At 58.7% G+C, this 10,559-nt stretch carries 10 protein-coding genes and 3 pseudogenes; 7 read left to right on the top strand and 6 right to left on the bottom strand.

What is annotated here, in order from left to right; all coding sequences use genetic code 11:
- A pseudogene (locus AC1DH9_RS15435) lies at positions 1-353 on the bottom strand (undecaprenyl-phosphate glucose phosphotransferase); the annotation flags it as partial.
- A gap of 12 nt (positions 354-365) precedes the next feature.
- Positions 366-674, bottom strand: coding sequence for a hypothetical protein (locus AC1DH9_RS15430; RefSeq protein WP_427536469.1), 309 nt, complete (start codon positions 672-674; stop codon positions 366-368).
- A 495-nt stretch (positions 675-1,169) separates the two neighbouring features.
- On the opposite strand from AC1DH9_RS15430, the pseudogene AC1DH9_RS15425 reads away from it, so the two are divergent.
- The 4 genes and pseudogenes from AC1DH9_RS15425 to AC1DH9_RS15410 form a co-directional block, all read left to right on the top strand.
- Positions 1,170-1,364 (top strand): annotated as a pseudogene (locus tag AC1DH9_RS15425) (sulfatase-like hydrolase/transferase); the annotation flags it as partial.
- A gap of 172 nt (positions 1,365-1,536) precedes the next feature.
- Entirely contained in the window at positions 1,537-2,205 is a 669-nt protein-coding gene (locus AC1DH9_RS15420) for an ABC transporter ATP-binding protein (protein WP_427536471.1), read from the top strand.
- Position 2,206: 1 nt separating this feature from the next.
- A complete protein-coding gene (locus AC1DH9_RS15415; protein ID WP_477808379.1) occupies positions 2,207-4,540 on the top strand; it encodes an ABC transporter permease in 2,334 nt (777 codons plus the stop codon).
- Positions 4,530-5,603, top strand: coding sequence for a lipocalin-like domain-containing protein (locus tag AC1DH9_RS15410; RefSeq protein ID WP_427536475.1), 1,074 nt, complete (start codon positions 4,530-4,532; stop codon positions 5,601-5,603). The genes AC1DH9_RS15415 and AC1DH9_RS15410 overlap by 11 nt, the downstream gene beginning before the upstream one ends.
- A 301-nt stretch (positions 5,604-5,904) precedes the next feature.
- Here the strand turns inward: AC1DH9_RS15410 and AC1DH9_RS15405 are convergent, their stop codons facing one another.
- Both AC1DH9_RS15405 and AC1DH9_RS15400 read right to left on the bottom strand, forming a co-directional pair.
- On the bottom strand, positions 5,905-6,663 hold the full coding sequence (locus tag AC1DH9_RS15405; protein WP_427536477.1) for an anti-sigma factor family protein: 759 nt from the start codon (positions 6,661-6,663) through the stop codon (positions 5,905-5,907).
- Positions 6,656-7,168 (bottom strand): sigma-70 family RNA polymerase sigma factor, encoded by a 513-nt coding sequence (locus tag AC1DH9_RS15400; RefSeq protein ID WP_347929614.1) that lies wholly within the window; start codon positions 7,166-7,168, stop codon positions 6,656-6,658. The genes AC1DH9_RS15405 and AC1DH9_RS15400 overlap by 8 nt, the downstream gene beginning before the upstream one ends.
- 148 nt (positions 7,169-7,316) lie before the next feature.
- On the opposite strand from AC1DH9_RS15400, the gene AC1DH9_RS15395 reads away from it, so the two are divergent.
- Positions 7,317-8,288, top strand: a complete 972-nt coding sequence (locus AC1DH9_RS15395; RefSeq protein WP_427536479.1) for a metallophosphoesterase family protein — start codon at positions 7,317-7,319, stop codon at positions 8,286-8,288.
- A 13-nt stretch (positions 8,289-8,301) separates the two neighbouring features.
- A complete protein-coding gene (locus tag AC1DH9_RS15390) occupies positions 8,302-8,622 on the top strand; it encodes a plastocyanin/azurin family copper-binding protein (RefSeq protein WP_427536481.1) in 321 nt (106 codons plus the stop codon).
- Between the two features lie 257 nt (positions 8,623-8,879).
- On the opposite strand, the gene AC1DH9_RS15385 is transcribed toward AC1DH9_RS15390, so the two are convergent.
- Positions 8,880-9,143: a hypothetical protein gene (locus AC1DH9_RS15385; protein WP_427536483.1), complete on the bottom strand. Its 264-nt coding sequence runs from the start codon at positions 9,141-9,143 to the stop codon at positions 8,880-8,882.
- A gap of 48 nt (positions 9,144-9,191) precedes the next feature.
- Positions 9,192-9,461, bottom strand: coding sequence for a DUF6124 family protein (locus AC1DH9_RS15380; protein WP_427536485.1), 270 nt, complete (start codon positions 9,459-9,461; stop codon positions 9,192-9,194).
- Positions 9,462-9,750: 289 nt separating this feature from the next.
- Between AC1DH9_RS15380 and AC1DH9_RS15375 the strand changes: the two are divergent.
- Positions 9,751-10,559 (top strand): annotated as a pseudogene (locus AC1DH9_RS15375) (RHS repeat protein); the annotation flags it as partial.

Here is a 10,559-nt window from a genome sequence, read left to right as displayed (position 1 = left end):
ATAAATAACTGCGCAACCAATAAGCGCGAGTACTGTTCACTTTGTTTGGTCAGAAAGGCCATGACAACGAGAAAACCAAAAGCGGCAAGCCACGCCTTCAAAAGTTTAAATGCTTTGACGGTGAATCCAACATTGCTTCGGTAAATAGCATAATGGTCGTACACGACGGCCAACGCCCCAAGCAGCAACAGGAGCATAATGACATAAGCCTGCGTTATAACGCCGATATGATAATCGATCAAATACCATGCAATACCGATCACAGCAACAAAATCGAGACCGGCCTGAATAGCGTTACTGGTACTGCTTCGTCGCTGGAGTATGGAGCGGCTACTGTTGGGTTCGAATATCATCATTAGACCTCATTAAATTGAGAATCCAAAACGCTTATCTATTAAATAATAAAAGGCAATGAAGATATAATTATTAATTAATTTGTCAGCGTTGAATGATCCATCGGCGGTGTACTGCAGCTTCGATGATTCGCACCACATTGGCAGCTCTCCTGGTGCCAGAGCCTTGAGCAAGTCGCCCTGAACCATCAGCGCCAGACCCTCCTCGTAATACTTGCTGGCCTTCTCAGCCGGCGAGGAGCAGGCCGCCAAGCCAACAGAACAGACTGCAAGGAGCGCGACCCAGGCGTCTTTGCCAACTTTGCTCAAATACATCTTCATCGAATTCACCCCCCCTTGGAGGTCAATGCGGAATATGAGCCGCCAGCCGTGATCTCACTAGCACGCCACTCACCCAGGAGATCCTCCCTGAAAGAAGCTTTCTACTATGTCGGGGTATAGCCCAGCGTGGACAAACCGTGTCAGCAAACTGACGTGTTCCTCATGTTGAAAAATGGTCAGGAGTTAGGCGATCTGCCATCAAGTGCCGTCAGACAGCGGCTCTGCCTGTGGTTGAGGCATTGCAGACGCTGTAAAGAAAACGATAAACGGTCGTAAAGCTTGAGTTACAAGGGTTGACAAGATGTAGGTGTGTCATTTTTGAGTCATCTGTTTTTTGACGCTTTTGCACGTTAGATGGCATTTCTTGCGCTTTAAGTGCGTGCTGATAGTGTCAAGAAATGGCCAGTCATCAGCGCCCACATCCGCCAGACGCTGGTTCGGCATCCAAGAAACGGTGTACCAATATCGGACAGTGATCATCAGCGCCGCGGCCCGCTGAAGGGCTATGACCTGGCGGTGATCGAACCGATCTACGGCAAGCCGCTGAGTCAGCCGAGCGACGATGATTTCACCTTCAACTATCGCTTCAATGCACGGCTGGGGGCGAAGCCTGCATGGTGTCATATCGATCTCAAGACCATTGTGATCCCTGACCAGGCACCATCGGCCGTTGCCGCCGCCATTCCGTAGGAGTTGGGGGGGAACACCGGTGCATACGAGCTGCCGAAGGCTGCGATCTTTCCGGGGGCCATCGGAACGTCAAAAGATCGCAGGCTGCGCCAGCTCCTGCGCGAAGGGGAGACTTGGGCGTTCAATCCTGTCCGCTATCCTTGATCTCACCTTCTGTTGAACGAGCGTTCCCATGCTTGAAGTGCACGGCGTGTTCAAGAGCTACGCCACCCCGCAAGGTCCGTTGGCGGTGTTGCAAGGTGTCGACTTGCACTTGGCGCAAGGCAGCAGTCTGGCGCTGATGGGCGAATCCGGCAGTGGCAAGAGCACCTTGCTGCACTTGATTGCCGGGCTCGACAAGGTTGATCGCGGCAGCATCCGTATGGGCGATCAGTGCCTCGAGCAGATGAACGAAGGGCAACTGGCAAATTGGCGGCGCACTGAAATCGGCTTGGTGTTCCAGCAGTACAACCTGATTGGCAGCCTGCGGGTCGAGGAAAATCTGGTATTCCAGGCACGTCTGGCCGGGCGTCATGACCTGCGTTGGCAGGCGCACCTGGTGGCGCGGCTGGGGCTGGGGGATTTACTCCAACGTTATCCGGAGCAATTGTCCGGTGGCCAGCAGCAACGGGTTGCTCTCGGTCGGGCGCTGGCGTCGCGTCCGCGTCTGCTGTTGGCCGATGAGCCGACCGGCAGTCTCGATGAACACACCAGCGACGAGGTGCTCGACTTGCTGCTGGAGCTGCTCGATGACAGCCCCAGCAGTTTGTTGATGGTCACTCACAGCCCACGGGTCGCCGCACGGCTGGCAGAAAAAGTGCTGCTGCACGGTGGACGCCTGGTCGACACAGGCCAACGCTGATATGGACGTTTTGCGTGAAACCTTGCGAGCGCTGCTCAGCCATTGGCGTCAGCACCCGGTGCAGTTTTTCAGTGTGCTGACTGGGCTCTGGCTGGCCACCGGCCTGCTGACCGGGGTACAGGCGCTGAACAGTCAGGCGCGAGAAAGTTACGCCCGCGCCAGTCAACTGATTGGCGGTGAACCCCGTATCGAGCCGTTGTCGTTGCCCAGCGGTTCGGCGCTGGCCGGACAACACCTCGACATGGCGCAGATGGTCGATTTTGTCGGCCCGCCGGGCCGTACCTGGATTGCCCCGTCAACCTTGCAGGCGCTCGGTTTACGTGACGGCGACCAACCGCAAAACCTCAACGGGCAGACCTTGCCGCCGTTGCACAGTCAGGTCGACATGGCCCCCGGCGTATTGCTGGTGGACATCGGAGTTGCCCAGCAGGTGCTGGGTTTGCCGGCACAGCTGTCGCGACTGTTGTTGCCCAGGGATTTCGCCGCCACCGAGCCTCAGCTACCCAGCGAATTGACGGGGCAGTTGCAACTCAAGCGCAGCGGCGAGGAAAACAATCTGGCGCGGCTTACCGAAAGCTTTCACCTGAACCTCGACGCGCTGGGGTTTCTGTCGTTCGTGGTCGGCTTGTTCATTGTCCACGCGGCTATTGGTCTGGCGCTGGAGCAACGTCGCGGGTTGTTCAGAACCCTGCGCGCCTGTGGGGTCAGCGTGCGGACGCTGATCTTCTGCCTGAGCCTTGAATTGGGTGGGCTGGCACTGCTCGGCGGGATGGCCGGGGTAGTCAGCGGCTACCTGTTGGCCAGTCTGCTGTTGCCGGACGTGGCCGCCAGCTTGCGTGGTTTGTATGGTGCCGAAGTGGCGGGGCAGTTGAGCCTCAGCCCGCTGTGGTGGTTCAGCGGACTCGGATTGAGCCTGCTCGGCGCACTGCTGGCCGGCGCCAACAGTTTGCTGCGGGCAGCGCAGCTGCCGTTGCTGGCGTTGGCCAATCCGCAAGCCTGGCATCAGGCTCATGCGCGCTGGTTGCGGCGTCAGGGTTGGGTGGCCGCAGTCGCTGCGGCGATCGGACTGATTGCGTTGACGTGGGGGGACAGCCTGGCCAGTGGTTTTGTGTTGATGGCTGCGTTATTGATCGGTGCCGCATTGAGTTTGCCGGTGCTGCTCGACGCTGTATTGAATCGGCTCGTGCGGCGCAGCCGGTCGGTGCTGGGGCAATGGTTTCTCGCCGATTGCCGTCAGCAGTTGCCAGCCCTGAGCCTGGCCTTGATGGCGCTGCTGTTGGCGCTGGCGGCCAACATCGGGGCCGGCAGCATGACCGCCGGTTTTCGTCAGACGTTCAGTGACTGGCTGGAGCAACGGCTGACTGCCGAGCTTTACGTCAACCCGCAGAACCCGGCACAGGCCACCGAACTGCAGCAGTGGCTGCCGGAGCAAAAGCTCAGCGCGGTGTTGCCGAGCTGGCAGGTTGCGGTGTCGTTGCAGGGCTGGCCGGCGGACCTTTACGGGGTGATCGACCATCCGACCTATCGCGAACATTGGCCGTTGCTTGACGCGTTGGGTGAGCGTCCCTGGGATCAGTTGGTGGCGCATGACACGGTGATGCTCAGCGAACAACTGGCCCGTCGACTCAAGCTGCGGCTCGGTGACCGTCTGAGCGTTCCCACACCTCAAGGCGCGTGGTCACCGCAACTGATCGGAATCTATGCCGACTACGGCAACCCGAAGGGGCACTTGCTGGTCAACGCCGAACACCTGCTGCGTTACTGGCCGCAACTGACGCCGAGTCGCTTCAACCTGCGTCTCGATCCGGCGCAAATCCCCGCGCTGCTGACGGCGCTACAAACGCGCTTTGCCCTGGACGACAGCCGCATTGTCGATCAGGCCCGGCTCAAGGGCTGGTCGACGCAGGTGTTCGAACGGACCTTCGCGGCGACGGCGGCGCTCAACAGCCTGACCCTCGGCGTGGCCGGTGTGGCGCTGTTCATCAGTTTGCTCACCCAGAGTCAGAGCCGTCTCGGGCAACTGGCACCGTTGTGGGCGCTGGGCGTGACGCGCCGACAACTGATGCTGCTCAACCTCGGGCAGACCTGGTTACTGGCCCTGCTCACGCTGGTGGTGGCGTTACCCTTGGGACTGGCGCTGGCCTGGTGCCTGGACACGGTGATCAACGTTCAGGCGTTCGGCTGGCGCCTGCCGTTGCGGGTGTTCCCGCTGCAACTCGTGGAATTGATGGGGCTGGCGATGTTGGCGACGTTACTGGCCTCGGCCTGGCCATTGTTCAAGCTCTATCGCACGCAACCGGCGGACCTGCTGAGGAGCTTTGCCCATGAGGATTAACTGGGCCGTTGGCGTGTTGTTGCTGGCACTGACTGGTTGCGATGACTCATCGACGCACAACGAAAGTTTCGCCGGGCTGGGCAGTGAAGCGGCGGCGTTCCAGCAGGTGACGCCGAGCCGGGTATTCAGCTTTCCGGCCGATCATGGTGCTCATGACGGTTACCGCGTCGAGTGGTGGTACATCACCGCCAACCTCAAGGACCCGCAGGGCCGGGAATTTGGCGTGCAGTGGACGCTGTTTCGCAATGCGCTAAAGGCCGGGCCCGAGCAACCCGGCTGGGCCAGCCAGATCGTCTGGCTCGGTCATGCGGCAGTGACCTCGGCGACCGTTCATCACGCCGCCGAGCGTTATGCCCGCGGTGGCGTCGGCCAGGCCGGGGTTCAGAGCGTGCCGTTTGCGGCGTGGATCGATGACTGGCGCCTGAACACTCAAACCGACACCGTGAACCCTTTGGCCGAGATGCACATGCAGGCCAGCGGCAAGGGTTTCAACTATCGGCTGCGACTCACCTCAAATAGGCCGTTGGTGCTGCAAGGCGAGCAGGGCTTCAGTCAAAAATCCGAGCAGGGCCAGGCGTCGTACTACTACAGCCAGCCGTTCTTCCAGGCCAGCGGCAGCCTGGAAATCGACGGCACGACGTATCAGGTCAGTGGCCGGGCGTGGCTCGACCGTGAGTGGAGCAGTCAGCCACTGACGGCGAGCCAGACCGGTTGGGACTGGTTTTCCCTGCACCTGGACAGTGGCGCGCAAGTGATGCTGTATCGGATTCGACAGAAGGACGCAGGGGTGTACCTGACCGGCAGCTGGATCAACCCGGATGGCAGCGTTGTGCAACTCTCGCGAGACGAGATCAGCCTCACGCCGTTGGCGTCTTCCGAGGTGGCCGGGCGGCGTTTGCCGACGCGCTGGTCGATCAAGGTCCCGGGCAAAGGCCTGGATATCACCAGCAGCGCGCTGAACCCCGGGGCCTGGATGGATTTGCGCATTCCCTACTGGGAGGGGCCGGTGCAACTGAGCGGCAGCCATGCCGGCAACGGGTATCTGGAAATGACCGGGTACTGATCCAGAGCGCTGCCCGCTATCTTTGCGCTCTTGCTCAGGGAATCAAGGGTGGTCGAACTGGTTCGTTTTTTTTCGTTACAAACAATTTGGCAGAAATAGGGTGGGCAGATTAATTCAGAATCTTTCAACGGACAGGACGTTCGCGTTGCATTAAAATCCCCCCGTTCGCCCAGTGTCGGGGCTCTTTACCGGTGCATGGATTGCCAGGCCATAACACTGGGCGAACACCTTCCTCCAGGCGCGATAAACAACATTTCATGACGCGCCTCATCGCGCCGCAGCCTTCACGTAACGCCTGCCGTTAAAAAGCCCCCTGTTCAAGCAACTGGCTGAAGACTTCCAGTTCGTTTTTTTCCAGATCGGATATCACGATAAAACGCATGTGATTGTGTTGCCACGCGACCACGTTGTAACCGCGGATGAACTGGTTTTTCCGGGGCTGATCGGTTTCTGTCGTCGGCACCATGAACACGTTGATGATGTGCTTCGCCCGCCCGTAAGACAGTGCAGCGGTCGTCTGGTGCTGCAGGTAATCCAGGCGCCCGCCGAGTAAAGGGAAACCCTGTGCCGAGAAGTCGAACACCGGTGGCGAAAAATCCAGCTTGCCGGTAAACCAGGGCTTGACCGTGTGCCGGTCGGACGATACGACATCGTTCAAGTGCTGGGCCATCAACGAGCGCACATGGCTGGACACCGCTTCGTCCAGCCAGGGTTGCTCAGGCGAAGGCGTGGCCACATACAACACCAGGGCCATGGCCAGCGCGACCGCGGAAAAAACCGGTGCCAGCCACTTTCGCGTGGCATCTCTCACCACTTGCCAGGGAGAGGTCGGTGACGGGAGATTGACGAAGATCTGTTGAATCAGCGCATCGGGCGCCGCGTAATACGGCGCATAGGCCTTGACGCTGCTGATCAGCCGTTGCATTTCATCATGCACGCGTTGGCAGTCGGCACAGTGCGACAGGTGCCCGGCAACGTTTGCAGTGGTCGTTGCATCCAGTTCATGGTCCAGGTAGCCATGAATCAATTCGTGGCAGACCGTGCAGTTGATCTCATTCATGGCCTTGCAACTTCAGTAGTTCCAGCTTGAGCATGGCGCGAGCCCGGGCCAGTCTTGACATGACGGTTCCCAGAGGTATGTCCACCACCTTCGCGATGTCCTTGTAGGGCATATCCTCCAATTCCTTGAGGACGATCATTTCGCGAAAAGCCGGGGGCAGGGCGCGCAGTGCCTGTTGAACCCGTGCAGCGTCTTCGGCCTGCATGGCGAGCAGCTCCGGTGTCTGGCTATGGCTCAGGGCAACGTTGTCTTGCGAGATTTCATCGCCGATGGCGACCCAACGATGGCTGGCCGAGCCCTTTAGCCAGTTGTAACTCTCGTTGCGGACGATCGTCAGGAACCAGGCCTTGGCATTGCCATCGGCAAAGCGATGCAGAAATCTGAACGCCTTGAGTGCACTTTCCTGCACCACATCATGTGCCGCGCTGTCACTGCCGGTGAGCCAGCGCGCGAGGTTGTAAGCGGCATCCATATGCGGTGCAAGCAGCTCCTCAAATCGCTTCATAGTGCCCCAGCCTTTGCCCCCTATAACCCGGATTCGCTGCGTTTTATTCCCGGAATGAAAAATATTTTTTTCCCGGGAATAAAACCCCGACCGGCGCGGTTGTACATCCTGTCAGTTCATCAATGTAGACCGCTACGAGGGCGTTCCCATGAACATTCGTCCGGCATCACATGAAAAACGTACAGACGGCCCCCTGGACCCCGACCGCAGGCACCTGCTCAAGTGCTCGGCGTGGGCGGGTGCCGGTGTCATCTGGGCATTGAGCGGTGGCATTCCGCGAGCGTTCGCCCTGGGCGAAGATGGCCAGGTGAAGGACCCGAAAGCGCTGGACAGCACCTTCCACTTCGTACAAATCAGCGACTCGCACATCGGCTTCAACAAGGACGCCAATCCCGAACCGCTGAAGACCTTGCAGGTCGCCATCGACAAAGTTATTGCGCTGCCGAAACGGCCTTCGCTGATCCTCCACACGGGCGACATCACCCACCTCTCCAAACCCGAGGAATTCGATACGGCCGCATCTGTGCTCAAAGGCCTGCCTTCAACCGTGCACTACATTCCAGGCGAGCACGACACCCTCGATGAGGGCGGCGGCAAGCTCTACCTCGAGCGCTATGGCAAAGGCACCAAAGGCAATGGCTGGTACAGCTTCAACGACCACGGCGTGCACTTCATCGCGCTGGTCAATGTCTTCAACTTCCAGGCCGGCCATGAGGCCACGCTCGGTGCCGAGCAACTGGCCTGGCTGCAAGATGATTTAAAGGCGGTGAGTACCAGCACACCGGTTGTGGTGTTCACCCACATTCCATTGTGGACGATCTACCAGCCATGGGGCTGGGGCACCGAAGACGGCGATCAGGCCATCGCCATGCTGCGCAAATACGGTTCGGTGACGGTCCTCAATGGTCACATCCATCAGGTCATCCAGAAAGTCGAGGGCAACATCACCTTCCACACCGCACGCGGCACGGCTTACCCGCAACCCGCACCCGGTGTCGGGCCAGCACCGGGACCGATGACCGTGGCAGCCGATCAACTGCGCAACTACCTGGGGATTACCGAGGTCAAGGCGACGCAGGGCGATCATCCATTGGCATTGATCGATTCGACACTCGTTTGAGGACGGCGCTGACATGAAGCATTTACTGCGTGTAGTGGTCTTGGGTTGCTTGATGGTGTCGATACCGGCGTGGGCAGAAGGGATCAAAATCGATATCAAGGAATTCATGTTTGCGCCCAAGGACGTGACGGTAGCGGTGGGCACCAAAGTGACCTGGGTCAACGACGATCAAACGGTCCATACGGTGAAGGAAACCCACAACGTGTTCCATTCAGCGGCGCTCGACACCAACGACCAGTTTTCCTATCAGTTCAATACGCCGGGGACGTTTGAATACTACTGCGCACTGCACCCGCAGATGATTGGGAAGATTATTGTCAGCGGGGCGAAGTGAGGGGAGGGGTGTTGCAACACAGAAAAATGGATGACCCCAGGGGTTGATGACGGTCAATCAAGTGAACGCAAAGTTCGAAACAGCAAAGATAAAATGTGGGAGCGAGCCTGCTCGCGATGACGKTTTTACATTCGGCATCAATGTTGACTGTCACGCCGCTATCGCGAGCAGGCTCGCTCCCACAGGGGGCTTGCTTCGTTTTACAGAATGCATTTCCTTTACAGACCGGCATTAACCCCTGAGATCGCCTATTTTCATTACTGCGCCGACACCTGCGCTTGCAGTCGTCGACCAATGACATCCAGCAAATCACAACCGTCGCGCAGCGGAATCGCCAACACCCGTGCAAAGTCCTGCAAAACGACGGCATCGTTGTGGGGGGCTTCACGCAGGGCAAGATTCTCCAGCAACTGCGTCACCGCACTGATGCGGTAGGCGGCAGTGTCGTGCAGCACGTCGAGCGGTGCTTCGGTGTCGATAACCAGCGAGTGAAAGTTGTTGTCGATCCCGGTGATGGGCATTAACGCGAGCCATGGCTGTACCTCCATTGGATAAACGAACCTGAACACTCAATGGCGAACGCCGGATGCCAAATCAGGCATATCGAGGTGCTCCAGTGCCCGGTTGACCATCAACTCACCCAGCACGGTCAACTGCTGAATCGCCAACGCCACGCTGCGACGCGAGCCTTCGAGTTCAAAGGCCAGATCGGTGGCCATGGCATTGAGCGAGGCGAGGGTTTCGGAGGTGTGGATCAGCAGGGTTTCGGTGTCGACGTCAGGGCTGATGGTGAAGAGACGGCTGATGGAGGCGGGGGGATTGGGGGTGATCTTTTTCATTGGCTTGTTCCTGAAACCAAATCAAGGAAAAGCGCCTGCTTGAATTTAGAGGCGCTCGTGCACCTAGATTTTTTTGAAGGGCTTCCACACCCTTGCCACTGATTTTGCAGCGACAGACGAAGGCTATTCGCCTGGCCCACCCGGCACAAGTTCACCAAAACCGCTACAGCGTGCAGGAAATGTCCGAAGCCCGTGTTTCTGCGGTCTCTCGCCAAAGAGTCGAACCCGTTTCAAGCGGCCCTCAGCATGTTCGTCTAACCTGCGATGATTGTGCATCGAGAGTCTGTCGATGGAACCCGAGTACGCTGTRCACCGCAATACACCCATGCTGGCGGTAGTCGACGCTCGTGGCCTGGCCGTGGCGTCCGTAGCCTATTACCGCAAGACCAGCAGCGATGTGCGGCCTGAGACGCGAATAACGCGCGAGACTTTTGATGCGGCCGGTCGATCGCTGGCGAATTGGGACCCGCGTTTGGGCTCAGGCGGTACACCGATTGCCTCGATGATTCGCGTTCCTGGCTTGTCTGGACAACCCGTGTTAACCATCAGCGTTGATGCCGGTTGGCGGTTGGCATTGCAGGATGACACCRGGCAGGTTCGGCAGAACTGGGACGGGGCGGGGAATACAACTTGCTTTGAATACGACCCGATGGGCCGGCCACTGAGTATCGAGCAAACCTCGCCCAATACCGCCATGCAGTGTGTGGAGCGTTTTTATTACGGCTCGGCTGAATCAGAGGTCAGCGCTCGAAACCAGTGTGGTCGGTTGATTCGCCATGCGGACACTGCCGGTACGCGTGAGGTGCCCGACTACAACCTGCAAGGGGAACCGCTCACGGAATCACGGCGTTTTCTGGCAGCACTGGATCACCCTGGGTGGCCTGTCGCCGAGAGCCAACAGAATGCCTTGCTGGAGCAGGAGGCGGACAAAATCTACAGTACTCACTGGCAGTACGACGCGCTGGGTGGCGTGCTTGAGCATCTTGATGCCGCTGGACATGCTCGGCGCTATGCCTACACAGTTCAAGGGCAATTGCAGAGCAGTTGGCTGACGGTTGCCGGCAAGTCGGAACACGTGCTGGTCAGTGACATGGTCTA

The sequence above is a fragment of the Pseudomonas sp. 05T35 genome, assembly GCF_056396605.1.
The sequence above is the reverse complement of the archived record's forward strand: the minus strand, read 5'-3'. Positions and strand labels throughout refer to the sequence as shown.

Coding starts and splice junctions, on each gene's coding strand:
- AC1DH9_RS15430 (WP_427536469.1), bottom strand. CDS start 674: ATGAAGATGTATTTGAGCAAAGTTGGCAAAGACGCCTGGGTCGCGCTC.
- AC1DH9_RS15420 (WP_427536471.1), top strand. CDS start 1,537: ATGCTTGAAGTGCACGGCGTGTTCAAGAGCTACGCCACCCCGCAAGGT.
- AC1DH9_RS15415 (WP_477808379.1), top strand. CDS start 2,207: ATGGACGTTTTGCGTGAAACCTTGCGAGCGCTGCTCAGCCATTGGCGT.
- AC1DH9_RS15410 (WP_427536475.1), top strand. CDS start 4,530: ATGAGGATTAACTGGGCCGTTGGCGTGTTGTTGCTGGCACTGACTGGT.
- AC1DH9_RS15405 (WP_427536477.1), bottom strand. CDS start 6,663: ATGAATGAGATCAACTGCACGGTCTGCCACGAATTGATTCATGGCTAC.
- AC1DH9_RS15400 (WP_347929614.1), bottom strand. CDS start 7,168: ATGAAGCGATTTGAGGAGCTGCTTGCACCGCATATGGATGCCGCTTAC.
- AC1DH9_RS15395 (WP_427536479.1), top strand. CDS start 7,317: ATGAACATTCGTCCGGCATCACATGAAAAACGTACAGACGGCCCCCTG.
- AC1DH9_RS15390 (WP_427536481.1), top strand. CDS start 8,302: ATGAAGCATTTACTGCGTGTAGTGGTCTTGGGTTGCTTGATGGTGTCG.
- AC1DH9_RS15385 (WP_427536483.1), bottom strand. CDS start 9,143: ATGCCCATCACCGGGATCGACAACAACTTTCACTCGCTGGTTATCGAC.
- AC1DH9_RS15380 (WP_427536485.1), bottom strand. CDS start 9,461: ATGAAAAAGATCACCCCCAATCCCCCCGCCTCCATCAGCCGTCTCTTC.